Source organism: Collinsella aerofaciens, assembly GCF_040910245.1.
Taxonomy (GTDB): Bacteria; Actinomycetota; Coriobacteriia; order Coriobacteriales; family Coriobacteriaceae; genus Collinsella.
Genome location: NZ_JBDGAY010000010.1, coordinates 37,654 through 54,766 on the forward strand (window position 1 = coordinate 37,654; position 17,113 = coordinate 54,766).

At 56.9% G+C, this 17,113-nt stretch carries 16 protein-coding genes and 3 tRNA genes; 10 read left to right on the forward strand and 9 right to left on the reverse strand.

Features of this window, described 5'->3' with window-relative positions:
• Window positions 1–147: 147 nt before the first annotated feature.
• From AB5Z20_RS05175 to rpmH, 9 genes are all read right to left on the reverse strand, one after another.
• On the reverse strand, window positions 148–402 hold the full coding sequence (locus tag AB5Z20_RS05175) for a hypothetical protein (RefSeq protein WP_349100065.1): 255 nt from the start codon (window positions 400–402) through the stop codon (window positions 148–150).
• On the reverse strand, window positions 392–1,297 hold the full coding sequence (locus AB5Z20_RS05180; RefSeq protein WP_368156548.1) for a ParB/RepB/Spo0J family partition protein: 906 nt from the start codon (window positions 1,295–1,297) through the stop codon (window positions 392–394). Before AB5Z20_RS05180 ends, AB5Z20_RS05175 begins: the two co-directional genes overlap by 11 nt.
• Window positions 1,290–2,090 carry a ParA family protein gene (locus AB5Z20_RS05185; RefSeq protein WP_368156549.1) on the reverse strand — a complete coding sequence of 267 codons (801 nt, stop codon included), beginning with the start codon at window positions 2,088–2,090 and terminating at the stop codon, window positions 1,290–1,292. The genes AB5Z20_RS05180 and AB5Z20_RS05185 overlap by 8 nt, the downstream gene beginning before the upstream one ends.
• Window positions 2,091–2,223: 133 nt before the next feature.
• The gene (gene rsmG / locus AB5Z20_RS05190; RefSeq protein ID WP_368156550.1) at window positions 2,224–2,961 is read right to left on the reverse strand and encodes a 16S rRNA (guanine(527)-N(7))-methyltransferase RsmG; all 738 of its coding nucleotides are present in this window, start codon (window positions 2,959–2,961) and stop codon (window positions 2,224–2,226) included.
• Window positions 2,962–3,057: 96 nt separating this feature from the next.
• Window positions 3,058–3,627 (reverse strand): protein jag, encoded by a 570-nt coding sequence (locus tag AB5Z20_RS05195; protein ID WP_368156552.1) that lies wholly within the window; start codon window positions 3,625–3,627, stop codon window positions 3,058–3,060.
• Window positions 3,628–3,672: 45 nt separating this feature from the next.
• Entirely contained in the window at window positions 3,673–4,443 is a 771-nt protein-coding gene (locus AB5Z20_RS05200) for a YidC/Oxa1 family membrane protein insertase (protein ID WP_195363704.1), read from the reverse strand.
• Between the two features lie 29 nt (window positions 4,444–4,472).
• Entirely contained in the window at window positions 4,473–4,697 is a 225-nt protein-coding gene (yidD, locus tag AB5Z20_RS05205) for a membrane protein insertion efficiency factor YidD (RefSeq protein ID WP_117584026.1), read from the reverse strand.
• A complete protein-coding gene (gene rnpA / locus AB5Z20_RS05210) occupies window positions 4,694–5,032 on the reverse strand; it encodes a ribonuclease P protein component (RefSeq protein WP_006236191.1) in 339 nt (112 codons plus the stop codon). The genes yidD and rnpA overlap by 4 nt, the downstream gene beginning before the upstream one ends.
• A 20-nt stretch (window positions 5,033–5,052) precedes the next feature.
• Complete coding sequence (gene rpmH / locus AB5Z20_RS05215) at window positions 5,053–5,187, reverse strand: 50S ribosomal protein L34 (protein WP_019127408.1); 135 nt, start codon at window positions 5,185–5,187, stop codon at window positions 5,053–5,055.
• Between the two features lie 345 nt (window positions 5,188–5,532).
• Between rpmH and AB5Z20_RS05220 the strand changes: the two genes are divergently transcribed.
• The 10 genes from AB5Z20_RS05220 to AB5Z20_RS05265 all read left to right on the forward strand — a co-directional run bounded on the left by AB5Z20_RS05220 (window position 5,533) and on the right by AB5Z20_RS05265 (window position 17,113).
• On the forward strand, window positions 5,533–6,885 hold the full coding sequence (locus AB5Z20_RS05220; protein WP_368156553.1) for an ATP-binding protein: 1,353 nt from the start codon (window positions 5,533–5,535) through the stop codon (window positions 6,883–6,885).
• Window positions 6,886–6,900: 15 nt separating this feature from the next.
• Entirely contained in the window at window positions 6,901–8,625 is a 1,725-nt protein-coding gene (locus AB5Z20_RS05225; protein ID WP_368156555.1) for a DnaA ATPase domain-containing protein, read from the forward strand.
• 238 nt (window positions 8,626–8,863) lie between these two features.
• Window positions 8,864–9,967, forward strand: coding sequence for a DNA polymerase III subunit beta (dnaN, locus tag AB5Z20_RS05230; RefSeq protein ID WP_117647803.1), 1,104 nt, complete (start codon window positions 8,864–8,866; stop codon window positions 9,965–9,967).
• Window positions 9,968–9,975: 8 nt separating this feature from the next.
• Entirely contained in the window at window positions 9,976–11,082 is a 1,107-nt protein-coding gene (gene recF, locus AB5Z20_RS05235) for a DNA replication/repair protein RecF (protein ID WP_368156556.1), read from the forward strand.
• Window positions 11,069–11,632, forward strand: a complete 564-nt coding sequence (locus AB5Z20_RS05240) for a DciA family protein (RefSeq protein ID WP_368156557.1) — start codon at window positions 11,069–11,071, stop codon at window positions 11,630–11,632. The genes recF and AB5Z20_RS05240 overlap by 14 nt, the downstream gene beginning before the upstream one ends.
• Window positions 11,633–11,737: 105 nt before the next feature.
• Complete coding sequence (gene gyrB, locus AB5Z20_RS05245) at window positions 11,738–13,768, forward strand: DNA topoisomerase (ATP-hydrolyzing) subunit B (RefSeq protein ID WP_368156559.1); 2,031 nt, start codon at window positions 11,738–11,740, stop codon at window positions 13,766–13,768.
• A gap of 41 nt (window positions 13,769–13,809) precedes the next feature.
• Complete coding sequence (gene gyrA / locus AB5Z20_RS05250; RefSeq protein WP_368156578.1) at window positions 13,810–16,521, forward strand: DNA gyrase subunit A; 2,712 nt, start codon at window positions 13,810–13,812, stop codon at window positions 16,519–16,521.
• A 294-nt stretch (window positions 16,522–16,815) separates the two neighbouring features.
• A tRNA-Ile gene (locus AB5Z20_RS05255) sits at window positions 16,816–16,892 on the forward strand.
• A gap of 67 nt (window positions 16,893–16,959) precedes the next feature.
• A tRNA-Ala gene (locus AB5Z20_RS05260) sits at window positions 16,960–17,035 on the forward strand.
• A gap of 4 nt (window positions 17,036–17,039) precedes the next feature.
• A tRNA-Ile gene (locus tag AB5Z20_RS05265) sits at window positions 17,040–17,113 on the forward strand.

Here is a 17,113-nt window from a genome sequence, read left to right on the forward strand (position 1 = left end):
GCAAAAAATGTAATCAGGGCTGTTTCATTTGTTTTCATCCTAGAGGACTTGATATACGTAACCTTAGTTTTATAGCCAAAATAAGGGGTCCTTGTCTCATGAATCAGACAAGGACCCTTTCAAAATAGGCACGTAATTGTTAGGTACCTAATAACCAACATTTTCCCACTGATGGTTAACCCAGTCTTGGTTAATCTTAGGATTCTTAGTCACCTGAGCAGTGCGCATAGCGACATCTTCGGTCATCACATCCATTTTCTTCTTAGATGTATCAACGATATCCTGAGCTCCGCGCAGCAGTCGACCTCGAAGTTCATCATCTGTCGCAAGCTTATAACCAGCAAAGGCACCAGCGACGACGGTGGTTGCCAACGCAACGACCGCGAGAACCTTATTCTTCATCCTGATCCTCCTGCCCAAATTGAATCATTTCACCAAGGATACGGGAGAGCTCCTCCTCGTCTTTGAACTCGATTTCGATTTTGTTCTTACCACGCGAGCTCTTCACGCGTACATTCGTGTTAAAAACTTGACGAAGTACTCGAGCGGCCTTTTTGAATGACTGAGGTGTTGCCGGCCTCGGAGTCCTTGGTGTCTCTCCGGCAGAAAACAACGGAGCAAGATTTTCTGTCGCTCTAACGGAAAGACCTTCTGCAACAACTTTTTCAGCAAGTCGAATCCTGGCATCTTCATATGGAACTGCAAGAATCGCTCTCGCATGGCCGGCAGTAAGCTTGCCCTCGAAAATCATCTGCTGCACGACTTCCGGAAGGTCTAACAAACGAAGTGAATTTGTAATTGCGGAACGAGACTTACTGACAGCCTTTGATAACGCCTCTTGCGTCATGCCGCTGGCATCAATGAGCTGACGATAACCCTTCGCCTCTTCGACGGGATTCAAATCAGAACGCTGAAGATTCTCGATAAGTGCAAGAGCGAGCATTTCCTCATCATTAACTTCTTTAATGATGACAGGCAGTTCCTCAAGACCAGCAAGCTTTGACGCCTGGTAACGACGCTCGCCCGCTATAATCTCATAGCCATTTCCATGCTTGCGAACTAACAACGGCTGCAAAACGCCATGTTCTTGGATTGACTCGCTCAACTCGCGAAGTTCAGTTTCGTTAAAGTGAATTCGCGGCTGATTAGGGTTGGGAACGATATCCTCAATAGGCAGTTTTGTTTCAGATGCGGCATTTGAAGTCAATGCAGCCGAACCACCGGTCTCATACTCGGCCTCTGAGACCAAAGCATTGAGTCCACGTCCCAATCCGCCACGTTTCTTTGCACTAGGCACGCTTGATCACCTCTTTTGCAAGGTTCATATACGCTTTTGCACCCTTATTTTGAGGTGCATAGGTAATCACCGGCTCTCCAAAAGACGGAGCCTCAGAGATTTTTACGGTACGAGGAATTAAGGTCTTAAAAGCCTTATCACCAAAATACGACTGAACTTCCTCAACAACCTGATTCGACAGAGAAGTACGCGAGTCATACATGGTCATAAGCACACCATAGGTGTCTAAGCCCTTATTCAGACGTGATTTGACCATCTTCATTGACTCAAGCAGCTTCGTAACGCCCTCGAGTGCGTAATACTCGCACTGGATCGGAATCAAAACGCTATCTGCTGCGGTCAAAGCATTGATGGTAAGCAGGCCAAGCGAAGGAGGACAGTCGATGAATATAAAATCGAACTCATCCTGAATCGGCTCAAGCAAATCTTTAAGGCGGGTTTCACGAGCAATTGCGCTTACGAGCTCAATTTCGGCACCTGCAAGCTGAATTGTCGCCGGAATAACGAATACCTTCTTGCAATTTGTATCAAGAACAAGCGATTCAGCCGGCGCGTCATTCAGCAATGCATCATAGATGCACTGATCAAGGTCTTCTTTTTCAATTCCGAATCCACTGGTGCTGTTTCCCTGCGGATCAAAATCGACAATCAGTGTCTTGCGACCCTGCTCACCCAGTGCTGCTGCAAGGTTTACAGCCGTCGTTGACTTACCGACGCCGCCTTTTTGATTGATGATTGCAATAATACGCGTGTCTTTTGCGCTCTTAGAACGCTTAACGTCGCGAAATCCCACGGTCCCTCCTGGTGTGTTTTAAGCTGTTAAACGGAGGATGTTTCACGTGAAACATTCCGATTCAATATCAACATCAATGTTTCACGTGAAACACTGCAAGTTGTTAGTATCCATTATGTTTCACGTGAAACATCTAGGCAAGCGGATTCTTCTTTGCCATGCCATTTGCACGAGGCAATGAAACGGATGCTGGATGACTCTTCTTAAGAACAATGAACTCCCTGTGACCCAAGCCCTCAGGCAAATCAATTGCGTCATTCAGAAGCAAGGTGAAGCCGCAGATCTTAGCCACTGACATGCCGGAAGCAAGCTCCTCATCCGTAGGATTGCCCTTCGTGATAACAAATAGCCCACCATCCTTGAGGTACGGAGCGGCATACTCAACAAGAATCGGTAGAGGGGCCAATGCGCGGGCGGTTACAACAGAGAACTGCTTCTTATGGCTTCGAGCATATTCTTCAAGGCGATCATGAACTGCATGACCATTTTTCAATCCAAGAGCATGAACGAAAGAATTGACAGCATCAACCTTTTTGCCAACAGAGTCAATATAAGAAGCTTTACGATGCGTGGTTATCGTTAATGGAATACCAGGGAAACCCGCACCAGTTCCCATATCGAGCAAAGCTCCCTCAGGAGCCTTATTGACATAAGGGAGCAAGACAAGTGAGTCGAGGATATGAAGTACCGCAGCGTCTTCTACGTTAAGAATACGGGTGAGGTTGGTTGTCTTATTTGTTTCTAGAACCAAATCCAAATGCTGAATACATTTCCTTAGATCAGCATCAGTTACATTCAAGGAATACTCTTTGCAATAGGAAGTTAGACGACTCAGCATCTCGTCAGCTTGCTGATCTGTAAGTACAAACAACAGAAGCTCCTTTCTGACAAAAATCAGTGTATCGAGAACTTTTGACAAAAAAAGGGGACGTGGAAACCACGCCCCCTTAGCATAAGCTCGAGTAGATTATCGAGCAACAATCACCACATGGCGATCAGGGTCAGAACCCTCAGAATGGGTGTCTACAGCATCATTGCCACGAAGTGCAATATGGACCAGACGGCGCTCATAGGCATTCATGGGCGGAAGCGAAACACTCTTATGAGTACGGATGGCACGCTCGGCGGCAGACTGAGCCATAGAGGCAACCTTGTCCTGACGACGACTCTTGTAGCCCTCAACGTCAACCACAACCGGATACCTAAAGCCAAGCTTGCGGCTCACCAGCAAAGAGAACATAACCTGAAGGGCATCAAGGGTACGACCATGACGGCCAATGAGAACAGCAAGATCAGGAGCCGTAACATCCAAAATCAGCTCACCCTCGTCGCCCTCGTACTCATCAATAGGAGAGCTGGCGGCATCGAAGTGCGAAAGGATGGAACGCAGAATGGAAATCGCAACATCGGCAATGGTGTCGAGCTCCTCATCGGTCAGTTCTTCACCGGCCTTGTAGCGCTGTGCAATCTCGGGATAATCGCCCGCAATCTGCGGGGCAACCTCCTCAAGCATATCCTCGATGATCTCTTCAGACATAACGTACTCCAAAAGTTAGGTACCTAAATAAGATTGATATCCCGACTACTTCTTCTTGTGCGGACGCGGCTTCTTCTCGCGACGGGTAACCTCGACCTGCAGCGGAGCGTTCTTGAGGCGCTCCTCCTCATCGGCCTTGGCCTTGTCGATAACCTTCTGTGTCACAAAGATCTGCTGGATAACCTGCCAGGCAGAAGACACATCGTAGTACAGCAGAACGCCGACGGGCAGGCTCCAGCCCATCCAAAGCATCATGACGGTCATGACGACGGCCATCATGCGCATGCTCTGGGCCTGCTGACCAGTCTGATTGCGAGACATATACAGCTGCGGAATCAGGGTCAAGACAGCGAACAGAATCAGGCAAACCAGCGCAGGCAGCGCAACCATAAAGCCATCGGCAAAGGAAGCGCTCGGCGTGGTGGTAAGGTCAGGCAGGATGTTGAAGAACGAGAACGTGCCGTCGCTAAAGTAGTTCGGCAGGTTACGCAGCAGCGTAAACAGGGCGAACAGGACAGGCATCTGGATCAACAGCGGCAGACAACCAGCCATGGGGTTGAACTTGTTCTCGCTGTAGAACTTCTGCATCTCCTCGGCCTGGCGCTGGGGATCGTCGGCATAGCGCTCCTGGATCTCGAGCATCTTAGGCTGCAGCACCTGCATGCGAGCTGTCGACTTGGTCGACTTGAGCATAAGCGGCGTCAGCAGCAGACGGATGATGACCACCAGAATGATGATGGACAGGCCCCAGTCGACCGCAAAGGTCTGGATGAGCTTGAGCAGCTCAAAAAGGATGTTAACGATCCAATCCCACATGTAAGTTTTCCTCCGATAGCGAGTGCCCGCTAAGGCACAGGGTCATAACCGCCGACGTGCAGGGGATTGCAGCGAGCGATGCGCCTCACGGCAAGCCAGCAGCCTCTCAAAACACCGTACTTCTCAATCGCCTGGATAGCGTATTGTGAGCACGTTGGGTAATAAATGCAGGCGTCAGGCAATAAGGGCGAAATAACCTGTTGATATATGCGAATAGGAGCGATGGCAACACGTCGCAAAACGTGATTGCTCATCGCTCCTCCCCGGCAACGCCGGCGCGTTTCATAAGCGAACGCAATGCCTTGTCCATCTCCTGCGGCGAGGAAACCCTCGTCTTGGGAGTCGCGAACAAGATGATGTCATAACCCGCAACGGGAAATCCACAGCTGCGGGCGGCCTCGCGCATCACACGCTTAGATCGGTTGCGCACGACAGCACAACCGAGTCGTTTAGCACCAACGAAGGCGACCCTTCCGGAGTCGCCTTCGCCAACCGATTCACATATGGTCATTCGAATCAGAGGGTGATTGAAACGACGCCCCTGACTGAACACATGCTCGAAATCTTGCCGAGACTTAATAGTCTTCATGCGAGATGTGTGTATCGCTGCTAGACAGTGAGACGCTTGCGGCCCTTGGCGCGACGACGGGCGAGCACGGCACGACCACCCTTAGTGGCCATACGGGCACGGAAGCCATGGGTCTTGGCACGCTTACGCTTATTAGGCTGATACGTACGCTTCATCTTAAGTTCCTCCTGCTGCATTTCGAGTGTCCGCGGGGGCGCGGACGCAGATATAGACACGTGAGCTTGAAGATTGTAGGGAAATCAATGTTCAAATGTCAAGAAATCAAAGGTGAAAGGTTGCAAAGAGTACACGGTTCCCCCATAAGCAGAACCGGCAGTTGAGGCAGCAGGCAACTTTTCACGAAATTTCATCGAGTTTTCAACAGGTCGTGTTGGAAATGTTGAGAACTTTTCGTCCGTTTTCCAAAGTTTTCAACAGGTTTTGAAAACTTGTCGAAAGATGAGAAACGTTGCGTGGTGAGCTACTATTTGTTCAAAACCTTTTGAAAGATTGCGAGCGGCATGTCTGACGACTTCTACACCATGGTCGATTCCGGTGATCCGGCACCCGACAACGAGCACATCACCGGCGTGCGCGAAGAACGCAACGAGAGCGAGCAGGTCACCGCACAAGCACCGAAGGCCATGTATGCAGCGCGCATCGCGGTCTACGATGACATGCTGTCGACACCGCGTGTCATCGTCATCGAACCGCAAGACGTCCGTACCTACTTGGAAGAGACAACCAACACCGTCTACCAGTGCATGAAGGAGCAGGGAGGACGCATCTCGCTGATGGTTATCCGCGAGATTGTCGAAAACTTTATCCACGCGCATTTTGCAGAGCCCATCATCTCGATTCTCGACGGTGGCGATACCATCCGCTTTGCCGATCAGGGTCCGGGCATCGACGACAAAGAACGTGCCTTCGATTTTGGCGTAACCAGCGCAAACAGCAAGATGAAACGGTATATCCGCGGCACCGGCGCCGGGTTTCCCATGGTACAGGAGTACTTGGAAAACGCCGGCGGCGCCGTCTCCATCGAGGACAACATGGGCAACGGCACCGTCGTGACGGTAAGTCTGGACCCCAAGCGCGTGCAGGAAATCGAACGTGCTGGCGGGCGCGGGGCAGCCGTGCGACCCGAAACAGAGCAGCAGGCATATCCCATGCCGGGCGCCTTCACGCAGCAACCCGCAGCGATGCAACAGGTGCAACAGCAAATGGCCCCCATGCAGCAGCCTGGCATGGCCCCCATGCAAGAGCTCCAGGCACCCTCGGGCGCGATTCCCCAAAACATACCCGATGCAAAGCCAGCGATGGGCCAGGACGCGGGAACCTTGCAGCAGATGGCGGGCGCATCGGCCGCACAGCAGATGTCCTATCAACCGAACCCGCAAGGGTATCCGGCTCAATACGCACCGCAAACGGGATATGCGCAGGCATACCCCCAGCAATACCCGCTGGGATACCAGCAGCCGTACCAACAGATGCCCCAGGCGCAGTACAACCCATGGGCCCAGCAGATGCCCCCGCAGCCTTACCAACAGTGGCCTCAAAGTTTTCAACAGCAGCCGCTGCCCATGCAGAGTTCTCAACAACCAGCAGCTCAAATGATGTATCCTAATGCGGCGAATCAATATGCACAGCCGCAGCAAAACGTATTTGTGAGCGAGCGCGGCGAAGCGGCACTGGGCTATCTGGCTCAAAACCAGGAGTGTGGCGCAACCGACCTGGCACGAGCGTTTGGAAACTCAGCGCCCACGTGGTCGCGAACGCTCAACGACTTGGCACAGGCCGGCTTGATAATCAAACATGGCCAGAAATATCATCTGACCGAAATAGGCAGCGCTCGCGTGCGAGCCCAAAGTTAAGGAGCGGGAGAAACAGTGGACGAGGAAGCAAGCATCATCCTGGGAGATGCCATCGCCTTTTGTCAGCGCGACGGCCAAGATGCACGCCTCATCAACATGCTGGGACAATCGCGCGCCGTAAGTTTAACCGAGGACACTCTGACGATTGAGGCCCCTTCGCGCTTTGCCATCGCTCAGCTCAAAAAGCATCAGGCGACCATCGAGGCGTACCTAGAAGAGATCGCCTTTGCACCGATCGCGCTCAATATCGTGGCACCGCAAGGCGCCTCGGCAAATACGGCCCCGGACACTCACTCGGCAGTGACCGCCACCGCAGCGGCAACGCCGGCGCCCGAGCCTCGACGCGACGATGTTTCCCGTGAAACCATGGCACCGCAGCCGACCGCTTCGGTCGCACCGGCGGTAGAGCCAGCCCCCTCGCCCATCCCGACCGCCACGCATATGCCCGTCGCACACGAGACGACACCCGGCGAGGAATCGGGCATTGCAATTAAAAACACGTTGTCCGCCGACGATTTCCGCCGCATGATGACCCAAATGAATGGCAGGCCACCGGCGAAAAGCGCGAGTTCGTCCGCAGCGCCGGCAGCACCTTCGGCGGCGGCCCCGGCGGCAGTCGAGAAAAACGCAGACGGGGCACCCCTCGCGGCGAATTCGAAATTCACGTTTGAAAACTTCGTCTTCGGACCGGAGAACAGTCTTGCCTACCGATCGGCGCTCAAATTCGCCATGCTTGCAGACACGCCCGGCACCTGCACGTCGCTGTTCATCTACGGCAAATCGGGCCTGGGCAAGACGCACCTGCTGCTCGCCATCAAAAACGAGCTGGCAGAGAAATCGCCCGAGATCAAGGTGAAGTACGCCAACTCGCAGGCATACCTGGACGACTTGATGACGGAATTCGACCGCCAAAAGAAGAGCAACGCCCCCATTATGCAGGCATACCACGGCGTCGACGTGCTCATCATCGATGACATTCAGAACATCATCGGCAAGCGCGCGAGCGTGGATTACTTCTTCCAGTTGATGGACGAATTTATCCGCAACAACAAGAAGGTCGTGATCGCCGCCGATCGCGCTCCCAAAGACCTCAATATGGACGAGCGCCTGACCAGTCGCTTTAATGCCGGTCTGCTGTGCCTGGTGGCGGAGCCCAGCTACGAGATGAAGTACAAGATTTTGCAGCGCTATTACGAGAACACGATCGCCGCCGCGCCCGAGGCGGGCAACGACTCGCTGCTGGCGGCCTACGGGGGCGACGGCGGACATCTGACCGACGCGCACTTTAAACATATGGCCGAGGTCTCGGGCACCAACATTCGCGAACTCGAGAGCTTTTGCGAGCGTTGTGCCGGCGAAGCGGGCGATCGCGAACGCGAGGGCGGGGAGCTCACCTTTGACGACATCGACGCCATCGCCAACCAGTACTTCGACACATCGGCCAAGAAGATCAATGTGCAGACGGTCCAGTCCGTCATCGAGGAGCAATACGGTGTGACGCACGAGGAACTCATCGGGCCTCGCCGCAACGCCAATATCGCCAAGGCGCGCCATATCGCCATCTACCTGGCAATCGAGATGTGCGAGATGACGACGACGGCCGTGGGCGCCGAGTTTGGCAACCGCAACCACTCGACCGTCAGCACGAGCTATAAAAAGGTTCAGAAGATGATTCAGGAAGACCGGACTGTCACCGAAGACCTCAAGTCACTGCGCGATAAAATTACACTGCGCTCGTAGGTAAATGGACACACCTGTTGAAAACTTGTCGAAACAGCGGTTATAAGGTGTCAAAAACTCGAGCCGCGGTGATGAAAAGTTTTGCGCAGGTTTTGAACGTGGAAAACATGCCCGGTTGCACACAGGTTCCTGTCGATTCCCTTTTTAGGGCTGACCTGCACTTTTAGGAGTAATCAACAGTTTCGTCAGTACTATTACTATTATTAAGATATTTATATCTATAGAAAGGTATTAAAAGATGAAGTTCACCGTCAGCCAGAGCTCGCTTACGCAAGCCATCGGCGTCGTTATGAAAGGCGTCGCTTCGGCATCCACCCTTCCCATTCTGTCGGGCGTGCTCGTTAAGGCACAAGACGGCATCTTGGAATTCCAGACCTCCAACTACACCATCTCGATTCGTCACCGCATTGCGGCTCATGTCGAAGAGGAGGGCGAGATGGTGATTCCCTGCAAGATGCTCTCCAACATCACCAAGACCCTTCCCGATGCCCCGGTCACCTTTGAGCTGTCCGAGCGTCAGGTTTTGATTGGCTGCGAGAAGAGCTCTTTCCGCCTCAACACGCTCGATGCCAACGACTTTCCCGAGTTCCCGGCATACGCCATCGAGAGCGCCGTCGAGCTGCCGACCGATATCCTGTCCGAAATGGTAAGCCGCGTATGGCGCGTAACCTCGACTGACAAGGCCCGCCCCATCCTGGGTGGCGTGCACATGAAGGTCGAGAACAACACCGTGCGCCTGGTGGCGACCGACTCCTTCCGTCTGGCCGTGTGTGATACGCAGGTCGAGACCTCGACCCTCGAAGGTTCCTTTGAGCTCAACGTGCCTGCCGACGCCTTCAACGATGCTCTGAGCATCATGGCAAGCCAGGCGACCATCATGATCGGCGCCACCGACACCCAGGTTGTCTTTGAGGCCGGCAACACCACCTACGTGTCGCGCCGCATCGAGGGCGTATATCCCAATTACAAGCAGCTCATCCCCGATTCGTGCGTGACGAGCGTCAAGATCGACGTAGCCGCCTTTAACGCCGCCCTTAAGCGTGTAGCCGTTATCGCGAGCGCCAACCCCGCTGTCAAGTTTGAGATTGACGTCGAGAACGGCCAGATGGGCCTGTCCTCCATTTCCAACGACCAGGATCTGGCGCAGGAGACGATCGATGTCGAGGCCGAAGGCGAGTCGGGCACCATCGCCTTCAACTACCACTACATCTTTGGCTGCCTCAATGCCCTGTCCAAGGAGAAGGAGATCACGCTGGAGCTCAAGAGCTATTCGCAGGCTGGCATCTTCAAGTCCTACGACAAGATCAACTACCTGTACCTGGTCATGCCGGTACGCATCTAGCACTGCCCATGACCATGTTCGCACGCGATCTTTCCGTTGCGCGCTATCGCAGCTTCGACAGTTACCGCCTTGCCCTGAGCGACGGTGTGACAGTGCTCGCAGGTCCCAACGCGGCGGGAAAGACCAACCTCATAGAGGCGCTGCAGCTTTTGACGAGTGGCGCCTCGTTTAGGCATCCGACCGCAGCCGAGCTCGTGCACGACGGCGTGGGCTCATGTAAAGTCGAGCTGAGGCTCGAAGGTGATGAGCGCGTGCTGGACATGGGGCTGAGCGTGGAAGATGGCAAGCGTTCGTTTAGCCGCAACGGCAAGCGCTGCGCTGCGTCCGGCGTGCGCGGGGTGCTGCCGAGCGTTCTGTTTTGTCCGGACCACCTGGATATGGTCAAGCGGGGTGCCAGCGTGCGCCGCACCGCACTTGATGACTTTGGCGTTCAGCTGAGTGCGCGCTATGCCGATCTGGCTAGTGCCTACGGGCGCTGCGTGACCCAGCGCAATGCCCTGCTCAAGGAGACCTGGTGCTGCCGCGAGATGCTCGGCGCCTGGAACGAATCGCTCGCCCGCGCCGGTTCGGCCGTGCTCGTACATCGTCTAGCCCTGCTCGACCGGCTGTCGGTCCATGTGCGCGATGCCTATGGCCGCGTGGCATCCGGCGAGCCCGCCGGCGTGTCCTATGTGTCCACGCTTGGCGACCTGCCTCGCATCGAGGATCGCGACGAGCTCAGGGGTTGGGCGTATGAGCACATGCTCTCGGCGCTCGATGAACGCGCCGACGAGGAGATCCGCCGCGGCGTGACGCTCGTGGGGCCGCATCGCGACGAGATTGAGTTTTCCGTCGCGGGTCGATCGGCCCGTTCATTTGCCAGCCAGGGCCAGCAGCGAACGCTGGTGCTTGCCTGGAAGGTGGCAGAAGTGGCCGTGGCGCGCGATATCCTGGGCACCGCGCCGCTGCTGCTTTTGGACGACGTGATGAGCGAGCTCGACGCCGGGCGCCGAGGCGCTTTTCTACAGCTGATCGGTGATGATATCCAGACAGTCATAACCACCACCAATCTGGGGTATTTTACCGATGACCTGCTTGATCGAGCCAAGGTGGTGAGCATGGGTGAGACGTGCTAATTACGAGCGCGAGAACGGAACGGTTGCCTTTGGCGGCTTTTTGGATGCCGAGCGTCAGCGTATCCTGGCGGCCGCGACACCTGAGCACCGCGCGCAGATGGAGGCTGCGGAGGAGTCTCGTGCGGTCTATCGCGCCTGGAATGCGGTGTGCTCGGGCACGCGCGAGGGACGCCATGTGACGGGCCTGCGCTACCTGCCCGAGTCCAACGAACTGCTGGTGTACCTCGATTCGCCCTCATGGACGCAGGAGATGACACTTTTGCGCGAGATTATCCGCGCGCGCATGGAGCGCGCCGGCGCGCACGTCGACGGCCTGGTGTTCAAGACGACCGCCCCCGGCCACACACCGCCCGCTGCAAAAGAGCGCCTGCGTCCGGCCGTGGCCGAGCGTCCGCCGGCTCCGCATGCCGACCTAAGCGATGCCGAGCGTGCCGAGATTGAGCACCAAGTGGCACCCATCGAGGACCAAAAGCTGCGCGAGGCCCTCGAGAACGCCATGAGAGCCAGTGCCGAGTGGGCCAAGGGCGTGCAGAGCAAAAAAGAGCCTTAAATCGCATCTGGTGGCCTTGTAGAGCCAAATACCCTCGTTCCCGAGGGTATTTTTTTACGATAAACTAGTAAGGCTGTACACATTTTCTTAACTGAAGGAGGACGTGTGGCAAACGAAAACGATTACGATGGCGGCGAGATTAAGATTCTCGAAGGTCTCGAGGCCGTTCGTAAGCGCCCGGGCATGTACATTGGCTCGACGAGCGCCAGCGGTCTTCATCACCTGGTGTGGGAGATCGTTGACAACTCCGTCGACGAGGCCATGGCCGGTTTCTGCACCGAGATCCAGGTGACGGTCCACGCCGACAACTCCATCACGGTCGTCGATAACGGGCGCGGTATCCCCGTCGACGAGCATCCCATCAAAAAGATCCCGACGCTCGAGGTCGTCATGACGATCCTGCACGCCGGCGGTAAGTTCGATAACTCGGCCTACAAGGTCTCGGGCGGCCTGCACGGCGTGGGCATCTCCGTCGTCAACGCCCTGTCCAAGCGTGTGGTCGTACGGGTATGCCGCGATAGCAACATCTACGAGATGGAGTTTTCGCGCGGCAAGACCGTCAAGAAGATGGAGGTCGTGGGCACTTCGGAGACGACGGGTACCACTGTCAGCTTCTGGCCCGACGACGAGATCTTCGAGACCTGCATCTACGATTTCGACACGCTGCACAACCGTCTGCAGGAGACGGCGTTCCTCAACAAGAACCTCAAGATCGTGCTGACCGACGAGCGCGAGGCGACTCCCCATGTGGAGGAGTTTTGCTACGCCGGCGGCATCATCGACTTCGTCAAGTTCCTCAACGAGGGCAAGGATGTCCCCGAGGCCTTTAAGGAGCCCATCTATATTGAGGGCAAATCGGATCCGGATGCGCCCGTGACCAAGATGGGCGAGGTCGAGGTGTCCCTGCAGTGGAATAGCGGCTACGGCGAGAACGTCATGTCGTTTGCCAACGACATCTACACCCCCGAGGGCGGCATGCACCTCGAGGGCTTCCGTACCGCACTCACCCGCGTGATTAACGATTACGCTCGCAAACAGAACCTGCTCAAGGAAAAAGACGCCAACCTGACCGGTGACGATGTGCGCGAGGGCCTGTCGGCCGTTATCTCGGTCAAACTGCCCGATCCACAGTTTGAGGGCCAGACCAAGGCCAAGCTCGGCAGCTCCTATATGCGCGCGCTGACGCTCAAGATCATGACCGACGGTCTGGCCGATTACCTCGAGGAGCATCCCAAGCCCGCTCGCGAGATCGTCAAGAAGGCTCAACAGGCCTGCAGGGCGCGCAACGCCGCCCGCAAGGCGCGCGAGGCGACCCGCCGCAAGAGCCTGCTCGAGACGGCGTCGCTGCCCGGCAAGCTCGCCGACTGTTCGGTGCGCGACGCTGAGTTGACTGAGCTCTTTATCGTAGAGGGCGACTCGGCAGGCGGCTCGGCCAAGGATGGCCGTCGCCGAGACATCCAGGCGATCCTACCCCTGCGCGGCAAGATTTTGAACGTCGAGCGCGTGGGCGATCATCGTGCGTTCTCGAGCGACACCATCCAGTCACTCATCACCGCGATCGGCTGCGGCGTCACGACGAGCGCCGGCGACGGCGGCGACTTTGACATCACCAAGGCGCGCTACCACAAGATCATCATCATGACCGATGCAGACGTCGACGGTGCGCACATCCGCATCCTGCTGCTGACGTTTTTTTACAAGTACATGCGCCCGCTGATTGACGCCGGCTACGTGTACGTCGCGTGCCCGCCCATCTTTGGCATCAAGGTGCGCAACAAGATTCACTACGTGTATCCCAACGCCCGCCAGCCCGAAGACGAGATCCTGCGCGACACCATCCAGAGCCTGGGACTGAACCCCGACGACAACGACGAGGACGGCAAGGCCAAGGATGGCAAGATCACCAAGAAACGCAAGGGCTACACCGTCCAGCGCTACAAGGGCCTGGGCGAGATGGATCCCAAGCAGCTTGCCTCGACGACGATGGACCCCAAGACCCGCATCCTACAGCGCGTGACGATCGAGGACGCCGTGGTGGCGGACCGCGCCGTGCGCGAACTGATGGGTTCCGAGGTCGGCTACCGCCGCGAATATATCGAGAAGCATGCGCATGACGCGCGTTTCCTTGATGCTTAAGAGGAGGTAACGTGGCAGACGATATCAACAACAACGAGGGTATGGACGAGGCCGGCGACGCCGGCATGCCCGACGATCTGAAGCGCCTGCTCGCCCGCGCCGAGCAGGGTGAGGACGGTAACCCGGATTCCTATAACCCCGACGCCGAGGACGAAGAAGAAGAGGATGACGACGCCGAGCTCGAGGAGAGCTTTGGCGCTGTCGACCGCGGCGCCTCGGCCGGCGAGGATATCAACGGCGGCCAGCTCCAGATTTCGGAGTTTGGCCACGAGATGAAGCAGTCGTTCATCGAGTACTCGATGTCGGTCATCACGGCGCGCGCCCTGCCGGACGTGCGCGATGGCTTAAAGCCGGTGCACCGTCGCATCCTGTACGCAATGAACGAGAGCGGCATCTACCCCAACCGTCCGCACAAGAAGTCGGCCTGGACGGTCGGCGAAGTTATCGGTAAGTACCATCCGCACGGCGACTCCGCGGTCTATGAGGCCATGGTTCGCCTGGCACAGTGGTTCTCCATGCGCACGCCACTCATCGACGGTCACGGCAACTTCGGCAACATCGACGGCGACGGCGCCGCCGCCATGCGTTACACCGAGAGCCGTCTGGCTAAGCCCGCCATGGAGCTCCTGCGTGACCTGCAGAAGGACACCGTCGACTGGCAGCCCAACTACGACGAGTCGCTCGCCGAGCCCGTGGCACTGCCCGCGCGTTTCCCCAACCTGCTGGTCAACGGCAGCCAGGGCATCGCCGTCGGCATGGCCACCAACATCGCCCCGCACAACCTCACCGAGGCGATCGAAGCCACGTGCTACCTGATCGACAACCCCGACGCCACCGTCGACGAGCTCATGCAGATCATGCCCGGTCCGGACTTCCCCACCGGTGCCATCATCATGGGCAGTGCCGGCATTAGGCAGAGCTACGAGACCGGCCGCGGCTCCATTACCGTGCGCGCCAAGGCCCACGTGGAATCCACCAAGACCGGCCGCAGCCGCCTGGTCTTTACCGAGATTCCCTACATGGTCAACAAGGGCACCCTGCAGGAGAAAATCGCCCAGCTCGTCAATGACAAGCGCATCGAGGGTATCTCGGATATGCGCGATGAATCCAACCAGAAGGGTATCCGTCTGGTCATCGAGCTCAAGAAGGGCGTTATCCCTCAGGTCGTGCTCAACAACCTGTACAAGTACACCTCGCTGCAGACGACCTTTGGTGCCAACAACCTGGCGCTTGTCAACGGCGTTCCCAAATGCCTGAGCCTGCGCGAGATGCTGCAGCACTACATCGACCACCAGGTCGACGTCGTCACCCGCCGCACCCGCTTTGACCTCAAGAAGGCACAGGCGCGTGCCCATATCCTCGAGGGCTACCTGATGGCTCTCGACCATATCGACGAGGTCATCAGCATCATCCGCTCCTCGCAGACCGACTCTGAGGCCAGCAGCCGCCTGATCGAGCGTTTTGGCTTTACGCCCGAGCAGACCACGGCCATCCTCGAGATGAAGCTGCGCCGCCTGACCGGCCTGGAGCGCGACAAGATTCAGGAAGAGCTGGACGGCTTGCGCCGCGCCATCGCCTACTACGAGGACCTGTTGGCGCACGAGGAGAAAATCCTGGGCGTCATCAAGGAAGAGATGCGCGAGATTTCCAAGAAGTTCGGCGACAAGCGCCGCACCGAGATCAGCCACGTCGAGAAGGACCTGGACGTCGAAGATCTGATTGCCGACGAGGACATGGTCGTGACCATCACCCACACCGGCTACGTCAAGCGCATCCCGGTGGCCGCCTATCGCGCCCAGAAGCGCGGCGGCAAGGGCGTGTCGGGCGTCAACCTCAAAGAGGACGACGTTATCGACGAGATGTTTATTGCGTCCACGCACGAGTACGTGCTGTTCTTCTCGAGCAAGGGCAAGGTCTATCGCCTGAAGGTGCACGAACTGCCGGTGGGTACGCGCCAGGCGCGCGGCACCGCGATCGTCAACCTGCTGCCTTTCGAGGAGGGCGAGAAGATCGCGAGCGTCATCAGCTGCCGCGAGTTCCCCGCCGACGAGTACCTGATGTTTGCCACCAAGAGCGGCATGGTCAAGAAGACCGTGATGAGCGCCTACGACCGTAGCCGCCGCGACGGCCTAATCGCCATCAACCTGAGGGACGACGACGCGCTGCTCGCTGTACGTCGCGTGCGCGAGGGTGACAAGATCATCATGGCAACCACCGCGGGCAAGGCGATTATGTTCCCCGAGGACCAGGTGCGCGCCACCGGTCGCGATACCAGCGGCGTCCGCGGCATTAGCATGAAGGAAGGCGTGAGCGTTCTTGGTATGGAGATTACCAACGGTAACGGCGACCTGTTCGTCATTACCGAGCGCGGCTACGGCAAACGCACGCCGGTCTCGGATTACCCGGAGCAGAACCGCGGCGGTCAGGGTGTCTACACCATCCAGATGACCGAGCGCAAGGGTAACCTCGCAGCCATGAAGACGGTGGGCCCGCAGCATGAGCTGTTCATCGTGACGGAGGGTGCGACGGTCATTCGCGTCAAGACCGACGAGATCAGCCAAACCGGTCGCGCCACCCAGGGTGTCAAGATGATGACCGTCGACGATAACGACCGAATCTGCGCCGTAGCCCGCATGACGGCCGCAAAAGAGAAGCCCGAAGGCGAGGATGCCGAGGCCGCAGCCGACGCCGAAGAGGCCCCAGTCGACCTTGGCGACGGCAACGACATGCCAGAAGATCTCCTCGACGAGTAAGAGGAACTAGCTGGTAGAAAATATCAGACCCCATACATCGGCGGTCGGCGCACTGCGCGTCGACCGCTTTTTTGACAACCTTGGACCCCGTGCCCGCCGAGTGGGCGAGATGGGTTAGGTTTGTCGCGAGTTCCGCACGCAAAGAAGGCCACTTAATGTGGCCTTCGTCTTGCGCAGGACTGTCCGAGCAGCAAACCTAACCCATCTCGCCCGCTCGGCGGGCACCCTCCAAAGTTTTTCAAAAAAGTTGTTGACGCGCGCGTAACGACTCGTCTAATATATCCCTTGCGCGATGGACCTGTAGCTCAGTTGGTTAGAGCGTCCGGCTGATAACCGGGAGGTCACAAGTTCGAATCTTGTCAGGTCCACCACTTTCTTTCGCAATAAACACCCCAGCGAGAGCCGAGTCGCCGCTGGGGTGTTTATTACTTTCTCCGTGGGGGTTTAGCTCAGCTGGGAGAGCGCGGGCTTTGCAAGCCTGAGGTCAGGGGTTCGATCCCCCTAACCTCCACCATGATGGACCTGTAGCTCAGTTGGTTAGAGCGTCCGGCTGATAACCGGGAGGTCACAAGTTCGAATCTTGTCAGGTCCA